The following is an 18,194-nucleotide window of genomic DNA, read 5'->3' on the forward strand; positions in this document are numbered from 1 at the left end:
GCACACCCCACGCCCCGGACGGCGCGGTGCGCGTCGTCGCCCAGCCCTGACCCCGCTGACCCCGCTCCGAGGAGAGCCGATGCAACCCGAGACCGCGCCGCCACCACCCCCGCTCACCGTCGGCGTCGTCGGCGCCGGCACCATGGGCGTCGGGGTGGCCCAGTGCCTGGCCGCCGCAGGCCATGACGTGATCGTCGTCGACCCCGACCCCGGCGCCCTGGCCGACGGCCCCGCACGACTGCGCGAGGGCGCCCGGGCCGCCGTACTTCTGCGCAAGGCCCCGCGGGACGCGCCGGACCTGCTGCCCGCGCGCGTGCGCTGGACCGACGAGCTGCGGCAGCTCGGCGACGTGTCCTTCGTCGTCGAGTGCGCCCCGGAGCGCATCCCGCTCAAGGAGGAGCTCTTCCGCGACCTCGCCGCCGTCTGCCCGCCCGGCGCGGTCCTCGCCTCGTGCACCTCCGCCATCCCCGTCGACCGGCTCGCCGCACACACCGGCCGGCCCGAACAGGTCCTCGGCATGCACGTCATGAACCCCGCCTGGGCCAAGGACGCCGTCGAGGTCGTCCGCGGCCCGCGCACCGGCGCCCACACGCTCGACCGCGCCCTGGGCCTGCTGGCCGGGATGGGCAAACACGGCATCGTCGTCTCCGACGGCCCCGGATTCGTCTCCAACCGTGTCCTGATGGCCACCGTCAACGACGCCGCCGCGGTCGTCCAGGCGGGCACCGCCGACGCCGCGACCGTGGACCGGGTCTTCCAGGAGTGCTTCGGGCACGCCATGGGCCCGCTCGGCACCGCCGACCTCATCGGCCTCGACACCGTCGTCGACACGCTCGACGTGCTGCGCACCCTCACCGCGGACGCCCGCTTCACCCCCTGCGCGCTGCTCGCCGGGCTGGTCGCCGAGGGACGGCTCGGCCGCAAGACCGGGCAGGGCTTCCACACCTATCCGGGCGCGCGCAGGCACTCCGGCACCCCCGGCGCCGTGTCGTCACGCACGCGATAACGGCGCGATACGTGGCTCATATCAGGCGCCGGCACAGTGGATCCGACCTCGCTCGCAGCGCCGGTCAGCAACACGACAACCGACAGGGGTGACGACAGAAATGAGCATCGACGCCAGGACGATCGTGCACGGCATCCGCAGCGCCCGCTCACGCTGCTCGTCCACCTGCCACTCGGGCACAGCCCCGGCGCCGTACAAGCTGCCCTTCTGCCAATGGCCTGCTGCGGCAGTACTTCCCGAAGGGTGTGAACTTGTCGAAGTACGCCCGCAAGGACCTGGCCGCGGTAGCGGCTGAGCTGAACGCCAGGCCACGGAAAACGCTCGGCTGGGACAGTCCAGCCGAGCGCTTCTCCGAGTTGCTGAGGAACGAACCTGACACTCCCCGTGTCGCGGCAATGTGTTGAATCCGCCCGACTCCGGCGGGGCGGTTCGCTGTGCGCTCGGCTCAGACGGCGAGATGCGCCCCGCACGTCTGCGCCGGCCGGCAGGCCAGGGCATGCAGCCGCACCAGCTCCTGCCAGCGATAGCGCATCTCGCCCCAGTGACCGCGGCCCACCACTTCCAGCAGTTGGGCGTCCACCAGCGTCTCGATGAGGTCCTCGGCGTCCCTCTGGTCCATCTCCAGTGCCTCGGACGCGCTGGCGGCGCAGAAGTCGGGGCCGTCCAGACGACTCAGCCCGGTGTAGGCGACGGCCGCGGCGGGGTCGAGCTCGCCGAGGCTGCGGTCCAGCCGGGCGCGCAGCGAGTCCTCGCCGATGCTCAGCTCCGCGAGCCGGTCCGCCTGCCGCTCCAGACGCCGTACGAGGTCGTGCACCCGCCAGTGCTGCTTGGTCAGCAGCCGGGCACCGGCGGCGCGCAGCGCCAGCGGGGTGTTGCCGCACAGCCGCACCAGGTGCCGGGTGGTCTCCGGGGATTCCTCGGCCCTGGTGTCGCGCAGGACGCCGGCCAGCATCTCGCGCGACTCGTCGTCGGTCAGGGGACCGATGCGCAGCCGCAGCAGGCCCGGGTTCTGGAGGAGTTCGTCGAGCGTGGCCCGGCCGGTGATCAGCACCCGGCACTGGCCGTTGCCCGGCAGCAGCGGCCGCACCTGGGCGTAGGACGAGGCGTGGTCGAGGACCACCAGCAGGCGCCTGCCCTCCAGGGCCGAGCGGTACCGCTCGGCGGCCTCCGCCAGGTCCGTGGGCAGCGGGCCCTCGGCACCCAGGCTGCGCAGGAACTGGTGGAGCACGTCCAGCGGTTCGTGCTGCCGCAGGTCCGCGAAGAGCTGCCCGTCGGGGAACCGGTGCGCCGACCGATGGGCCCAGTTCACGGCGAGGCCGGTCTTGCCTATGCCAGGGCTTCCGGTGATATGCGCGATGGATGAGGAATTCTGCGTGGTCTGGACGAGGAGGGCATCATCCAGTAACCACTGCTCCCGGCTACGGCCGACGAAGTACGCGTCGCATTCCGGGAGCTGTTCCGGAGCACAGTTCTGTTTGCTGGTGTCTGCGACAGCAATGGCCGGACCGGCCGGCTCCGGAACGTCGTCCCGGAGGATCGCGTTATGCAACTCCTGGAGTTCTGTGCCGAGTTCCAACCCTATCTCCTCCACTGAATGGCGCATTCCGTCGCGGAAGGTGGTCAGGGCTTCCGCGCGCCGCCCGGAGCGGTACTGGGCGAGCATCAGGTAGTGGCGTAGCCGGTCGCGCAGCGGACAGGCGCTCACCAGGGCCTGAAGCTCCCCGAGTACGGCCTGGTGTTCGCCGAGTTGGAGCCGCAGCGCCATCTGCTGTTCGATGGTCAGCATCCGCTGCTCGTCCAGCCGGGCGGCCTCCGTCTCGGCGAAGGGTGCGTACACCCCGCCCAGCGCCGGTCCGCGCCACAGCGCCAGCGCGTCCCGCAGTGCTTCCGCCGCCTCGGCGGTGCGTCGCCCGGCGGCCAGCCGGACGCTGTCGGCGACCAGTCGCTCGAAGCGCACGGAGTCGAGCGAGTGGCCGGAGAGAGTGAGCATGTAGCCGGGCGTGGCGGTGACGATGGTCTCCCGGTCCCAGCCCGCGGTGCGGAAGGCCTTGCGCAGGGCGGCGATGCAGATGGCCACCTGGGTGCGGGCGGTGCTGGGCGGCTGCCCGTTCCAGACCTTCTCGATGAGCGAGTCGAAGGACACGACCTGGTTCGCCGACAGGAGCAGTGCCGAGAGGACCGCTCGCTGCCGCGGTCCGCCGATGGTGAGCGTGCGGCCCTTCATGCGCACTTCGAGCGGCCCGAGTATTCGGAACTCCAGGGTCACCCCGACGGTTTCTTCCGGGTCGGATATTTCAATGCTCTTCGCTCGATTTCTGGCCGCCGGTTCCCGCCGCTGTCCCTCGTCCTCCCGGGATATGGTGCTTGAGCGGAATTCCATGGTTAAGTGAGACCCCCGTGTCTGAAGTTCTGGTACTCATGCAGTGCCATTTTCTGCGGTCGACTCGGTCCAAGCAGGGTTCTCCCATCGCGGCTCGCGGGAAGTGGAGGGTCGGGGTCCGATTTTCGTTGTTGCGGCTCACGCGCGGCGTATCGGTGATGTCAAGATCGCGGCGGTCGGTGCCCAAGCCCGGTATGCCGCTCGCGGAAACGTCGATCGTCGCGTCAATGGGTCATCATCGGTCCCCCTGGCCTCTGTCGAATGATACGTATCCCTACCTGATTCGACACTCCACTTCGACATGTGTGGAACCCTGCCTTTCGGCAAGAGCGACGCGCAGTATTCCCCGCAACGGGACATGAACAGCGGTCCGATATGTGGTGGGTGAAGTCGTTGTATGGGCAAAGTCGCGCGCAACGTGCCTGGTGGCGACCGTAGGGGACTGGACCACTCGGGTGTGCGGGCGTCCGCGGCCGGGGTCCCCGCCGGCCTCGCTGGGGACCGGGATCACGGCACACAGGTCGGCCGGAAGACGACCATTCGGTTGGGTCTTCCCGCTGGCCGTGCGCCGCACGGTGCCCCGGCAGCAGCGCCACCGCGAGCGGCGCCGGCCCGAACTCGTGGCCGACCGTCCGTCTCATGTCCGCCGCCGGCCGCGCTCTGGCGTCCGGCACGAGCCGGCCCCGCACTTCATGGGCGACGACCGGAACCTCGCCCTCGCGTTCCGCGCGCCGGGTCGGCACGGTGAACGCGGCCCCGGGAAGCGCCGCCAACTCGGGGTGCGCGTATCACAGTTCGCCCTCGATGTCCTGGGGTGCACCGTGCGCCCGGAGACCAGCAGCGTCTCCTTGATCCGGCCGGTGACGAAGAGTTCGCCGTCCAGCAGGACGGCCCGGTCGCCCGTGCGCAGAGTGGCGCGGCTGCCCGGCGCCGGACGGGCGGGCGTCGAACGCCCGCTCGGTGGTGTCCGGGTCACCCCGTACCCGGAACGCCGAGCAGATCGCCTCGGAGAACGGGCGGAGCGTTCTGCGACGCCCGGTGGAGTGGCGAGCGAGGGCTACCCGTATGACGAGCTCGCAGAGGAGCTCCAGCAGAAGCTGAACACCGGACACGACCTGGTCGATCTGACGGCGGTCAAGGGCATCCTCGACGGGCTGTGGTCCTCCGACGCGGAATTGGAGAGGGTGGCTGAGGAGTCCACCGACACTTCCGGCATCGCGATTCAGGCCATCGTCGCGCGCCGTGAACTGGAGTTCCCTCAGCCCGACGAAGCGCTGCGCAAGAAGCTCAACGTCCATCACCTTGAATGGCTGAGCGAGGTACGTGACCTGCTCTGGGCCGAACGCCAGCTGATCTTCTACGGGCCGCCCGGAACGGGAAAGACCTACCTCGCGCAGGAGCTCGCCGAATTCCTGGGCGGCGGCCCCGAGCAGGTCAAGCTGGTCCAGTTCCATCCCAGTTACGCGTACGAGGACTTCTTCGAGGGGGTCAGGCCCCGGGAGGACCCGGACACCACACGAGGTCGCGTTCCGGCTGACCCCCGGCCCGCTGCGGGAACTGGCCGACCTCGCCGGGTCGGGAGGGCAATCGGCACATCCCTTACTTTCTGATCATCGACGAGATCAACCGCGCCAATCTGGCCAAGGTCTTCGGCGAGTTGTACTTCCTGCTGGAGTACCGCAAGAAGTCGGTTCGGTTGACCTATTCGGGCGAGGGCTTCGCCCTGCCCCGGAACCTGTTCATCATCGGCACGATGAACACCGCGGATCGTTCCATCGCACTGGTGGACGCGGCTATGCGACGGCGGTTCGCCTTCGTGGAACTTTCCCCGGGAACCGAGCCGACCAGTGGACTGCTGAGGCGCTGGCTGGAGGGCGAGGAGAAGGACACCGAGCCGGCCGATCTGCTGGACGCCCTCAACGCCCGCATCGACGAAGCCGACTTCCGGATCAGACCCTCGTACCTGATGAAGCCCGGCGTCTACCGGGAGGGCGGACTGGAACGCACTGAGGGGCAATGGTCTGGGGCTGGCTGGCTGGCTGGTCAGGGCGCTGGGCATTCAGGACGGCACCACGGATCTGGAGCTCTTCCACACCGATGCCGACGAACTGATCTTCTGCGAAGTCGCTGCGCGCCCACCGGGCGGGATCATCCCTCCGGTGATTGAGCACCAGTACGGGTTCAATATCGTCGAGACGCGGATACGCATCGACGCCGGCCTCGAATTCTCGCTGGGCCCGGCCATGAGCACGTGGAGCCCGGGAGTGACGGGCTTCATCGCGTGTTATCCAGATGCCAACCCGCCGCGGCCGATTGCGGCGCAGGACTTCCAGGCGCTGGGCATCGTGGAGCACATCGCCCACCACGATGCTGGTGACGGTAAGGGAGGGGTCATGCACTCAACCGACTTCCGGGACTCCTATGTCGTCAAAGCCCCTAATAGTGAGACCTTGATGCGGCGGATCGCGGCTGTCGAAGACGCACACAGGAGTTTGCAACCAGGCTGATAGGCACGTGGGATGCCCGTTTGGGCCGGGCGCTGGGGCGTCCCCGTCGTCACGGAAACGCGCAGGCGGTCCATCACGATCGCCGGCAGACCACCGGGCTGTGGAGCTGCGTGTCTGAATGTGGATGGTTGCGCTGATCACCATGCTGGTTACGATCGTGCGGATGCCGGGCCGGTGGTCCCTGCAGATCGGTGAGGGGGAGTTGTGGGGGGTGTGGACCGACGGTTTCGCTTGCTCGTGTCCGCCACCGCCGTCTCCGCCTACGGGAACTACCTGAATCTGATCGCGCTGAGCCTGTTCTCTTACGAAGTAACCGGAACCGCGTTCGGTGTCGGTGCGCTGATGGCGACACGGCTGGGCTCGGGTTTCCTGGCCGGGCTCGTTGCCGGGGCGTTGTCGGCCAGGGTGACCCGCCGGACAGTGATGATCTGCGCGGATGTCGCCCAGGGCATCGCCATGGGCGTACTGGCGCTCAGTGCCCCGCGCACACCACTGTGGCTGCTCGCCTGTGCGGTCGTGGTCCTGGGCGCGGGCAACACGTTCTTCTCCGTGGCCCTGCGCAGCGCGGTGCCGGTCATGGTCGGCCAGGAGGCACGTGCGCGCGCGAACGGGTTGCTGGTCACGGCGCGGTCCTCGGCGACGGTGCTCGGATTCGCCTCGGCGGCTCCGGTCGTAGCGTTCGGCGGCTACGCGCTCGCCTTCACCGTGAACGGCGTGAGTTTCGCCGTGTCCGCCGTGGCACTGCTGGCGCTGCGGCCCCGCACGGACGGTGAGAGAGACGACGTGCCGGCGGAGGCGGGCAGCCGCGAGGGCGCCGCATCCCGTTCACGTACGGGCTCCGGGTGGGGCGGTGTCGCGGGGCTCCCGGCCGTCCTGCTCGGCATGATCCTCCTCAGAGGCGTCGACGCCCTGGCGTCCGCCTCGCACAACGTCGCTCTGCCCGTCGTCGCGCACGACACCGCCCCGTCCGGGCCGGCGGTGTTCATGACCCAGTTCTGGGTCGCATGGGCGGTGGGCACCGTCCTGGCCCACCAGGTGCTCAAGCGCGGGAAGGGTGGGACGGCGTGGGGTGAGCGCGCGTTCGCCGTCGGCACCTGTGCGATGTCGCTGTCCTTCGTGGCGGCGTTCACCGGACCGCCGGCCTGGGTCCTGGTGGCCGTGGCCGTCTCCGCGGGATTCGCGGACGGCTGTACCGAGATCGTCTACACCTCACGTCTGCAGGCCGCGCCCGACCGGCAGCGCAGTCGGCTGTTCGGGCTGTCGGCCACCGCCGAACAGTCGGGCTTCGCGTTGGGCACGGTCGCCGCTGCGGCGGCTCTCGAGGCGTCGCCCGCCCTGGCCGTCGTGGGCGCCTTCCATGGTGCGGCGGTGTGCGGGGCCTTGGTTCTGCTGCTGTTCACCGTCGGTCGTCGCCGCATCGGTCGGCCGAAGCCGCCCCTGGGCGGACGACAGGGAGAAGGAAAGGACACGCATGGAACGCGTACGGGGCGAAGCTCTCTGCCGGGGGCCTGAGCCGAACCGCACGGAGGATGACGCGCGCGACGCACTCCGGGCGCTGCTGCGGGCGGCCGACTCGGCTTCGGACGCGGCTGTCGTCACCGTCGACGCGGACGGATCGTCGACCTCCCGGTCGTACCCCGAACTGCTGGACACGGCACGGCGATTACTCACAGGGCTGCGCGAGCGCGGGCTGCGCACCGGCGACGCGGTGGTGCTCTGCGGGCTGCCGCTCGCCGACTTCTTCCCTGCCTTCTGGGCCTGCGTGCTCGGCGGTGCCCGGCCCGTGGCGATCGCGGACCACCCGGCGCCGGGATCACCGGCCCTCGAACGCCTGCGGCATGCCTGCGCGTTGCTGGACCGGCCGCTGGTGCTGAGTGACGCCGACGGTGCGGTGGTGCTCACGGCCGTCGCTCCCGAACTGCGCGTCGCGGTCGCGCGGGACTGCCTGAGTGCGTCGCCCTCCGCTGACCACATCGAGCCGGAAGAGTCCGACACTGCCCTGTTGATGTTGTCGTCCGGAAGCACGGGAGTGCCCAAGGCCGCGCGGTTGACGCACGCCGGTCTGGCGGACTTTGCCGCGAGCTCGCGGCGGATCCTGGACGTCCGCCCCGGCGACACCATGGTGAACTGGCTGCCGGTCGACCACAGCGGTGCGTTCCTGCTGTATCACCTGCTCGCGGTCTTCACCGGATGCACGAACGTTCACGCGCCGACGGAGAGCGTCCTGGCAGACCCGCTGCGCTGGCTCGACCTCCTCCACGAGCACCGGGCGCAGCACAGTTGGGCGCCCACATTCGCCTACCGGCTCGTCGCGGACGCACTCGCCGAGAGCAACCCCGACGGCCGCTGGGACCTCGGCGGCCTCAAGACCCTGGTGTGCGGGGGCGAACAGATCACGCTGCCGGTGCTGCACCGCTTCCTCGACGCGACGGCGCCGTACGGGATCCGCGAGGACCGCATCGTTCCCGTCTGGGGAATGGCCGAGACGGTCACGGCCGTCACCTACGGGCGGCTCGACCGGCCGGGCACGGTGCACCGCCTGCTCAAGAGCAGCCTGAGCGGTGACCTGATACGGGCCGACGAGCGGACCCCGGAAGGGGACTGCGTCACCTTCGTCGCGGCCGGGGCCCCGGCGCACGGCGTCACCCTTCGCATCGTGGACGACGGCGGCGAACTCGCCGCCGAGGGCAGGATCGGCCGCCTCCAGGTCCACTCGCCCGCCCGTCTCACCCCTGGCTATGTGAACAACCCGGAGGCGGACGCCGCGGCGTTCCCCACCGGACGCGACTGGCTGGACACCGGGGATCTGGCCTTCCTCGACGGCGGCCAGGTCGTGATCACCGGCCGGCGCAAGGATCTGATCATTCTCAACGGCCACAACGTGTACTGCCACGAGGTCGAGGAGGCCGCCGCCACCGTCACGGGCATCCAGCAGGGTGGGGTCGCCGCGTGCGGTATTCCGCACCCGGACCGGGGGACGGAGGAACTGGCCGTGTTCTTCGTGAGCCGCGGCGCCGCCGCGGACGCGCGGATCGCCGCCGCGGTGAAGGCGGCCCTGTTCACCCGGCTCCGCCTCACCGCGGCCCACGTCCTGCCCGTCCCGCAGGACGAGTTCCCGAGGACTCCCGCGGGCAAGGTGCGCCGCGCCGAGCTCCGGGACCGGCTGATCGACGGCGGATTCGACCCGGCCACGGATCCGGCCCCGCGTGCGGAGACGGATCCCGACGCGGTGACACGGGTGGTGCAGGAGGAGATCGGCACCGTACTGGGGCGCCAGGTGGACGCCCACCTGCCGTTCTACGAACTCGGGTTGACCTCCGTGCTACTCGTCCGTCTGCGGGCCCGCCTGGAGGAACGGCTCGGGACACGGATCGCCCAGACCGCGTTCTTCGAACATCCGACGGCCGCCGCACTCGGGGCGCTGCTGTCCGCCGGGGCCCAGCAGGACCGGCCGGCGTCCGTGCCCGCCGCCACGCCCTCGAAGGACGTTTCCTCCGGGCCACCGGCCGATCAGCGTGTCGCCGTCGTCGGACTGTCGCTGCGCTTCCCGGGCGCGGACTCGGCCGAGGAGTTCTGGGCCAACCTGCGCGACGGCGTGGACAGCGTCCAAGTCTTCGGCGCGGCGGAGCTGGCGGCAGCGGGCCTGACCCCGGAGCAGCGACGCGCCCCCGACCTGGTGCCCGTCGGCGGAGTCCTGGGCGGGGTCGACGCGTTCGACGGTGACTTCTTCGGCATGAGCCCGAAGGAGGCCGGGCTCACGCATCCCGCACACCGGCTGTTCCTGGAGTGCTGTCACCAGGCGTTGGAGGACGGGGGATACGAGGCCTGCGAACCGGGCACCAGGATCGGGGTCTTCGCGGGCTCGGGCATGAACCTGTACGACCACCAGCAGCCGCCCGCGGCCGGTTCCCGGGACGGTGGGCCGGACCCGGCCACCGGTATGCAGACCGCGATCGGACAGCAGCCGGACTTCCTCGCCACCCGGGTCGCCTACCGGCTCGGCCTCACCGGCCCCGCCATCGGCGTGCAGACGGCCTGCTCCACCTCACTGGTCGCCGTCCACCTCGCGGCCCAGGCGTTGCTGAACGGCGACGCGGACCTGGCGCTGGCGGGCGCCGCCGCCGTGCACCTGCCCCAGGAGACCGGCTACCGCAGCCACCCCGGGTCCATCCTGTCGCCCACCGGCCGCTGCCGGGCCTTCGACGCGGAGGCCGACGGCACGGTCGGCGGCAACGGCGTGGCCGCCGTGCTGCTCAAACGGCTCGACCGGGCGCTTGCCGACGGCGACACCGTGCACGCGGTGATCCTCGGCTCCGCCGTCAACAACGACGGCGGCGGCAAGGTCGGCTTCAGCGCCCCCGGCATGACCGGGCAGGTCGAGGTCGTACGGCAGGCGCTGCGCAGGGCGGCCGTCCCCGCGGACACGATCTCGTACGTGGAGGCGCACGGGACCGGTACCCCGCTCGGTGATCCGGTGGAGTTCGAGGCGCTGGGCAGGGCCCTCGGCGAGGGCACCGGGCGCACGGCCTCTTGCGCGGTCGGCTCGGTGAAACCGAACATCGGGCACCTCGACAGCTGCGCCGGCATGGCCGGACTGATCAAGACAGTTCTGATGCTGCGGCACCGCACCCTGGCCCCCACGCTGCACCTGACCCGCCCCAACCCCGAACTCCGCCTCGACGACGCCGGGTTGACCCTGAACACCGAGCTACGGCCGTGGCCCGCGCGGAACGGTGTGCCGCGCCGGGCCGGGGTGAGCGCACTCGGCGTCGGCGGCACCAACGCCCACGTGGTCCTGGAGGAAGCCCCACCCATGTCCCCGAGGCCGCCCACTCCCGAACTACCCGTGCTCGTACCGGTGTCGGCCCGCGACCCGCAGGCGCTGAACGCACTCACCGGCGAGCTCCGCGAACGCCTGCGGCAGCGGCCGGAACCCGCAGCCACCGACGTGGCCACCACCCTGGCCCTCGGCAGGCCGCACCGCGTGGCCCGGGCCACGGCCGTCGGCCGCACCGCCGCGGAACTCGCCGACGCGCTGGCGGAGCCGCAACCCGCGGCGCACGCTCCCCTCGGGCCGCTCGCCTTCGCCTTCTCCGGGCAGGGGAGCGCGCGCCCCGGCATGGCGAGCGGTCTGTACGCCGCATATCCCACCGCCCGGCGCACGCTCGACCGGTGCGAGGAGATCTACGCCGCCGAGTTCGGGGGCACCTTGCTCCCGCTCCTGCTGGACGGCCCGGACGAGCCCGCCGTCAGCGACGGTGTCTGGCCCACGGAGACGGCCCAGCCCGCCCTGTTCGCTCACCAGGCCGCGCTCGCCGAGGTGTGGCGTGCCGCCGGAGTCCGCCCCGCGCTGCTGCTCGGGCACAGCATCGGCGAGTACGCGGCCCTGTACGCGGGGGGAGCCCTGACCCTGGAGGACGGGCTGCGGCTCACCGCGTGGCGCGGGCGGCTGATGCACACGGCCTGCCCGCCCGGAGGCATGCTCGCCGTCCGTGCCGACCAGGCGGACGCAGAGCGCATCGCGCGGGCCGCCGGGGCCGAACTGGCCGCGCTCAACGGACCACGCGCCCAGGTGATCTCCGGCCCGCCCGAGGCCGTCGAGGAGGCGGTACGACTGCTCGACAAGGAGGGGCTGAGGTGGCGGGCGCTGCCGGTGGACCGAGCGTTCCACTCGGCCGCCGTCGAACCGGCGCTGCGTGAATTCCGCTCCCGCGCCGAGAAGGTGACGTACCGTCCGCTGCACACGCCGCTGGTGACGGCGGCCGACGGCGAGCCGCGCCCCGAGGGATGGACCGTCGACGTCGACTACCTGTGCCGCCAGGCGCGCCGACCGGTCCGCTTCGGCCTGGCCCTGAGCGCGGCCGTCGAGCAGGGGTGCGAGGACTTCGTCGAGATCGGAGCCGGAGACACCCTCACCGGTCTCGGCCGGCACTGCGTCCCCGCCAGCCGCTGGCTGAGCGGGCAGGGCGAGGGCACTCGGATCGAACAGGTGCGAGGGTTCCTGATGTCGCTGGGCTCGCTCTACCGCTCTGGCGCCGAGCTGGAGTGGCACACGATCACCAGCGGCGGGGGCCGGGTGCCGCTGCCGGGGCATCCGCTGCGACGGCGCCCCGTGGCCTTCCAGGCCGCCCGGGTTCCTGAGCTCCCGCCGAACCCGCACGCCGCGGTGGACGCCCCCGCCACGGTGCACGGGTCCACCAAGGCGCACGGGTCCGCCACGGTGCACGGATCCGCCGTTTCGAGTGAACTGCTCGATTCAGTACGGGAATTGACCGCAGCCAAACTGGGCAGGGAGGCGACGGACGTCACGCCCGACTCTTCGTTCTTCGAGCTGGGCGCGGACTCCCTGTCGCTGATGGGCATGACGACGGAGCTCGAACAGCGCCATGGCGTACGTGTCCCGGTCCGGGAGTTGTTCGACTCAGCCGGCACTCCGCGCCTGCTGGCCGAACATCTGGCGCGGCTGCGGGGCGACACGGCCGGACCGCCGCAGGAGTCACCGGCACCGGCAATGTCGGAGCCCGCGCCCATCCCCGCGTCCGTACCTGAACCGCAGCCCGGGACCTCGCCGGAGCTCCACGACCTGTTCGCCCAGCAACTGAAACTGGCCCAGCGACTCGTCGACGAAGTGGGCGGCGTGCTCTCCCGGCAGCTGGACGTCCTGACTTCGGCCTCCGCACCGCCCGCCCCACCGGCGAAGCCCGAACCGAAGCCCACACCGGTGTCCGCACCCGTGCCCGAACCGGAGCCGACGCCTGCCCGAGTGCCCGCCTCCGACGCCGTATCAACGGCATCCGGCCCGGCACTCCCCACCGACTGCGACTTCAGCCTGTACTTCTTCGGCGACTACCCGGACGACGCCGACCACGACAAGTACGCCCTGATCATGGAGGCGTCGGAGTTCGCCGACCGGCACGGCTTCCACGCCCTCTGGTTCCCCGAACGCCATTTCAACTCCTTCGGTGCACTCTTCCCCAACCCTTCCGTGCTCGCCGCCGCGCTCGCGGCGAGGACCCGGCGCATCCGGCTGCAGGCGGGTTCCGTCGTGCTGCCGCTGCACCATCCGGTGCGGGTCGCCGAGGAGTGGTCGGTCGTCGACAACATCTCCGGCGGCAGGGCCGGAATGTGCGTCGCGAGCGGCTGGCACGCCACCGACTTCGCGCTCGCCCCGGAGAACTTCGGACGGCACCGCGAGGCGATGTACGAGCAGCTGGCGACCGTACGCCAGTTGTGGTCGGGGCAACCGCTCGCGACGACCGCGGGCAACGGCGAGCCCGTCGAGATACGACTGCATCCCCGTCCCGTACAGGAGCGACTCCCTCTGTACGCGGCCGTCGTGGGAAACCCGGACAGCTACCGGCGCGCGGCCGCCGAGGACCTGGGTGTGGTCACCAACCTGATGACGCAGACCGTCGAGCAGCTGGCGGACAACATCGCGCTGTACCGGCGCACCCGCGCCGAGCACGGCCTCGACCCGGCGGCGGGCCGGGTGGTGGTCCTGGTGCACACGTACCTCGGTGAGGACGAGGAGCGGGCGCGGGCCGAGGCGTACCCGCCGTTCGTGTCGTACCTGCGGTCCTCGCTCTCCCTCTTCGACCAGGTGACGAACAGCCTCGGCTTCGACGTCGATCTGGAGAACACCCCCGAGGAAGACGTCGAGTTCCTGCTGGGGCGTGCCTACGAGCGCTACTGCGCCTCGCGCGCCCTCATCGGCGACGAGCACACGGCCGCCGAGACGGTGGGCCGCCTGGTGGAGGCCGGGGCCGACGAGATCGCCTGCTTCGTGGACTTCGGCGTGCCGAAGGACAAGGTCCTGGCGGCGCTGCCGGTGCTCGACCGCCTCCGCCGCCGCGGGCAGCGCGGGACGGGGGAGCGGACAGCACGCGTGCCCAAGCGGATGCCGCTCACGCCGGCGCAGCGCCGTATCTGGTTCCTGGACCAGCTGCATCCGGGGACCAGCATGTACCACGAGCCCAAGGCGATCCGCCTCGACGGCGCGCTGAACGTTCCCGCGCTGCGGTGGGCGCTGCAGCGGACCGCGGACCGGCATCCAGCACTGCGCACAGTGTTCGGCGACACCGACGGCGTGCCGTACCAGGAGATACGTGACCACGTGCGGCTCGACTGCCTGGTCGACGACCACACCGGGGCGACGGGGGAAGAGGCCCTGCGTGCCGTACTCGACACCGAGGGGCGCCGGATCCTCGACCTGGGCACGGGGCCGCTGGTCACCGCTCGGCTGCTGCGCTTGTCCGAGGAACGGCATCTGCTCTTCCTGCTGGCCCACCACATCGTCTTCGACTCATCCTCCACGGCGGTGCTCGCCCGTGACCTCGCCGCCTGCTACCGCGCCTGGCCGCACGGCGACCCCGGGCTGTCGCCCTTGCCCGAACTGCCCCCGGCCGACCGGCCGGACCCCGATGAAATCGCCGCCTCGCTCGACTTCTGGCGGCGTGAACTCCACGGCGCCCCGGACCTCGACCTGCCCACCGACCGGCCCCGCCCGCCGGTCAGGACAGGAACGGGCGCGAGCCTCACCCACTCCCTGGACGCCGAACTCGTCGGCAGGCTGCGCACGTTCACCGCCGCGCATCGCGCCACCCTCTTCATGATGCTGACCAGTGCCGTCGGCGCGGTGCTCGGCCGGTTCGCGGGACAGGAGGAGGTGGTGCTCGGCACCGCGGTCGCCGCCCGCCCCGCCGGTGCCGAGGACCACGTCGGCCTCTTCCTCGACACCGTGCCCCTGCGCGTGGACCTCACCGGCGACCCCGACTTCCCGACGCTGCTGCACAGGGTGCGCGACGGCAGCACGGCGGCCTACGAGCACCGCGGGGTTCCCTTCGACGAACTCGTCGGCGCGCTCAACCCGCGCCGGGACCCCGGCCGCAACCCGCTGTTCCAGGTCATGGTGGAGTACGAGAACGAGGGCGCGGTGGACTTCGCCCCGCCCCGGCTCACGGCCACACTGCTCGACGTACCGAGCGCCCGCGCCCCGTTCGACCTCAGCATCTATCTGACGCACCATCACGACGGCCTGCGCTTCATGGTCGAGTACGACACGGCGCTCTTCGACGAGAGCACCGTGCGCCGCCTCGTGGACTACGTGGAGCAGGTGCTGCGCCGCGCCCTCGACGCCCCCGGCACCTCACTCGGCGTACTGACCGCCGTCACGGATTCCGACCGCACGGCCCTGGTCCGGCTGGGGCGCCTGGCCAAGCCGCTGCCCTCCGCGAAGGACACCCTGCACGGCCTGTTCGAGCAGCAGACGCAGCGGACACCGGACGCCGTCGCGCTGATCAGCGGCGCACACCACGTGTCGTACGGCGAGCTGGACGCGCACGCGAACCGGCTCGCCCGGCAGTTGCACTCCCGGGGCGCGGCACGCGGAGAGCGCGTGGCGGTGCTGCTGCCACGCGGCCCGGAACTGATCACCGCCCTGATAGGCGTGCTCAAGAGCGGGGCCGCGTACCTGCCCCTCGACCCCGCCGCGCCGACCCCGCGGCTCACGTCGCTCCTCGACGACAGCACCCCAGCCCTGCTGCTGACCTCGACGGCTGTTCTCACCCGCCACCCGGAACTCGCGGCACTGCCGACCGTGCACCTGGTGGAGGAAACAGACCCCACCCTGGCGGACGGTCCGCTGGACGAGGGGGTGCGTCCCGACGATCCGGCGTACTGCATCTACACCTCGGGCTCGACCGGCCGCCCCAAGGGCGTCGTCGTACCCCACCGCGGCCCGGCGGGCCTCGTCCGCGCACACCTCGAGCGACATTCCGCGCTGCGCACCCTGCAATGGACCTCACCCACGTTCGACGTCAGCGTGCAGGAGATCTTCACTACGCTGGCCTCCGGAGCCGCCCTCGTACTGATCGACGACGAGACCCGGCACGACCCCGCGGCCGTGGCTGAGACGGTGCGCCGCAACGGGGTGCAGCGGATGTTCATGCCCTGCACCCCGTTGAAGTACCTGATCGAAACCGGCCCCGAACTCCCATCCCTGCGCGAGCTGTTCTCGGCCGGTGAGGCGCTTCAAGTCACCGACACGTTCCGCCGCTTCCTCGCCGCGCACCCACGCTGCGCGCTGTACAACCAGTACGGGCCCACGGAGACCTCGATCATCGTCACCTCTCACCCGGTCGATCCCGACGGCGAGGAGTGGCCACCGATCGGCACTCCGGTGCCGGGCGCACGCATCCGGCTGCTGGATGCGTCCGGGCGGGAGGTGCCCGTGGGTGCCGTGGGTGAGATCCACGTGGGCGGCACGCCCGTCGCGTACGGCTATCACGCCCGGCCGGAGGAGACGGCGGCGGCCTTCGTCGACGACGGTTCTGGGAGCGTGCTGTACCGGACGGGGGACCTGGCGCGCTGGCGTGCGGACGGCACCCTGAGGTACTGCGGCCGCGCCGACGAGCAGGTCAAGATCCGCGGCCACCGGGTGGAACCCGGCGAGGTCCAGAGCGCTCTGGCCGCGCTTCCCGGAATCCGTGACGCGGCGGTCGTACCTCGCCGCGACCAGCACGGCGACACAGAACTCGTCGCCTACGTGGTGCTCGCAGCACCGGCAAGCGACTTCCGCCAGCCGCGTGCCGCGCTCGCCGCTCGGCTCCCGGACCACCTGGTGCCCAGCCGCTGGGTGTGCCTGGAACGGCTCCCGGTAAACACCTCCGGCAAGCTGGACCGGGCCCGGCTGCCCGAACCCGGCTCCGACGACGTGTCCCCTGAACCGGACGCCTGGCCCGTCACCCGGCTGGAGAAGACGCTGCACGAACTGTGGTGCGAGGAACTCGGCACGCCCCAGGTGTCCGTGACCCGGTCGTTCTTCGAACTGGGCGGCCACTCCCTGAGCGCGATCAGACTGCTGAACCGGATGACGGACCACTTGGAGGTCGACCTGTCCATGGCCGACTTCTTCCGGAACCCCACCATCAGGGGGGTAGCGGCACACTGCCCACGGCCCTCAGCGACGGGCCATGTGGTGGACACCGTGCCGATGACCTCCACCCTGCGCAGACTCTGGCACCGCCAGCACGAACGCACCGACCCGAGCGTCTACAACGTGGCCCACCGCATCGACCTGCAGGGCGCCCTGGAGCCCGAGGTCCTGGCACGGGCCTTCCAAGACCTGGTCGAGCGCCACCACGCGCTGCGCAGCCGGGCCGCGACGCGTGACGGGCAGTACCTCGTCGAGGTGCTGGCCGGCGTGCCGGTGGACCTGCCGGTCACTGATCTCTCCGCACACGCAGGAGACGCCGCGTTCGTCGAGCGCTGGTGTCAGGACCACGCCTCCCAGGCGTTCGCGATGGACCGCGCACCCCTGTTCCGCTTCCGGCTGGCCAAGCTCGGACCCGACCACTGGGTGCTGGTGACCGTCTTCCACCACGCGGTCTGTGACGGCTGGTCCATGGGAATCATGTGGCGCGAGCTTCAGGAGTTGTACAACACCCGCTGTGACGGCGACAACGGCCAGCTTCCCCCGCCCGCGGCACAGTTCACGGACTTCGCGCGAGTGGAGCGGGTGCTGGACGACGACCGCAGGGCGGAACTCGAACGGTTCTGGCGCGCCGAGCTCGACGGCGCACCCCTGCGCCCGACCCTCCCGTACGACAAGCCCCGGCCTGAGAAGCTGTCTGGACGGGGCGCCCTGCACACCCGGGTCATCGACGACGACACCCCCCGCAGAGTCGCAGACACCGCTGCCCGCCTGGGCACGACCCCGTACTCAGTACTGGCCGCGGCCTTCGCGGCCTGGCTGGCCAGGCTGTGCGATGAGCCCGCAGACATAGTGCTCGCCGCGTCCAGCGCGAACCGTACGCGGCGCGAACGGTCTGACATGGTCGGGTTGCTGGGCGACGCCGTCCTGCTGCGTGCCCGAATCGGCGAGTCCGAGACTTTCGCCGACCTGGTGACACAGCTCGGCGAGACGCTCTTCACCGCGCTTGACCACGAGGAACTGCCGCTGAGCGATGTGGTCGGACTCGTCTCCCCCGAGATCGGCGACTCGCTGTTCCCGACCGTGCGGTTCACCGTCGTCACCACACCACCGCCCGCGCTGCACCTGCGATCAGTGTCTGCTTCGGTGCGAAGCCTCCCCGTGGCGGGCGTGGCACGCAACGAGCTGTACGTGGTCCTGGTACCCGGCGAGGAGGACATCGCCGTCACCTTCGAATACTCCACGGACCTGTTCACCCGTGCCACCGTCGAGAAGTGGGGCAGAGCCTTCATCGAACTCCTGCGAGCCGCTATGGACGACCCAGGGATCCCCTTGCGGAGTGTGCTCCTTCGCTGAGCGGAGGAGCAGTCC

Annotated in this window: 5 protein-coding genes and 2 pseudogenes; 6 read left to right on the plus strand and 1 reads right to left on the minus strand. The window is 71.0% G+C overall.

Going from position 1 to position 18,194, the window contains the following annotated elements:
• The first annotated feature begins 79 nt into the window (after positions 1-79).
• Both G6048_RS28210 and G6048_RS49995 read left to right on the plus strand, forming a co-directional pair.
• Positions 80-1,006 carry a 3-hydroxyacyl-CoA dehydrogenase family protein gene (locus G6048_RS28210; protein ID WP_165342406.1) on the plus strand — a complete coding sequence of 309 codons (927 nt, stop codon included), beginning with the start codon at positions 80-82 and terminating at the stop codon, positions 1,004-1,006.
• Positions 1,007-1,188: 182 nt separating this feature from the next.
• Positions 1,189-1,410: pseudogene (locus tag G6048_RS49995) on the plus strand (hypothetical protein); the annotation flags it as partial.
• 41 nt (positions 1,411-1,451) lie between these two features.
• Here the strand turns inward: G6048_RS49995 and G6048_RS28215 are convergent.
• Positions 1,452-3,272 carry an AfsR/SARP family transcriptional regulator gene (locus G6048_RS28215; RefSeq protein ID WP_328827194.1) on the minus strand — a complete coding sequence of 607 codons (1,821 nt, stop codon included), beginning with the start codon at positions 3,270-3,272 and terminating at the stop codon, positions 1,452-1,454.
• A gap of 1,095 nt (positions 3,273-4,367) precedes the next feature.
• Between G6048_RS28215 and G6048_RS51545 the strand changes: the two are divergent.
• The 4 genes and pseudogenes from G6048_RS51545 to G6048_RS28235 form a co-directional block, all read left to right on the plus strand.
• Positions 4,368-5,394 (plus strand): annotated as a pseudogene (locus G6048_RS51545) (McrB family protein); the annotation flags it as partial.
• A gap of 151 nt (positions 5,395-5,545) precedes the next feature.
• Positions 5,546-5,893, plus strand: a complete 348-nt coding sequence (locus G6048_RS28225) for a hypothetical protein (protein WP_165342408.1) — start codon at positions 5,546-5,548, stop codon at positions 5,891-5,893.
• Positions 5,894-6,130: 237 nt separating this feature from the next.
• Complete coding sequence (locus G6048_RS28230; RefSeq protein WP_328827197.1) at positions 6,131-7,405, plus strand: MFS transporter; 1,275 nt, start codon at positions 6,131-6,133, stop codon at positions 7,403-7,405.
• Entirely contained in the window at positions 7,365-18,179 is a 10,815-nt protein-coding gene (locus G6048_RS28235; RefSeq protein ID WP_165342410.1) for a non-ribosomal peptide synthetase/type I polyketide synthase, read from the plus strand. Before G6048_RS28230 ends, G6048_RS28235 begins: the two co-directional genes overlap by 41 nt.
• Positions 18,180-18,194: the final 15 nt, after the last annotated feature.

Origin of the sequence: Streptomyces ureilyticus (assembly GCF_011045025.1) — a bacterium.
Lineage (GTDB): Bacteria > Actinomycetota > Actinomycetes > Streptomycetales > Streptomycetaceae > Streptomyces > Streptomyces ureilyticus.

Coding starts and splice junctions, on each gene's coding strand:
- G6048_RS28210 (WP_165342406.1), top strand. CDS start 80: ATGCAACCCGAGACCGCGCCGCCACCACCCCCGCTCACCGTCGGCGTC.
- G6048_RS28235 (WP_165342410.1), top strand. CDS start 7,365: ATGGAACGCGTACGGGGCGAAGCTCTCTGCCGGGGGCCTGAGCCGAAC.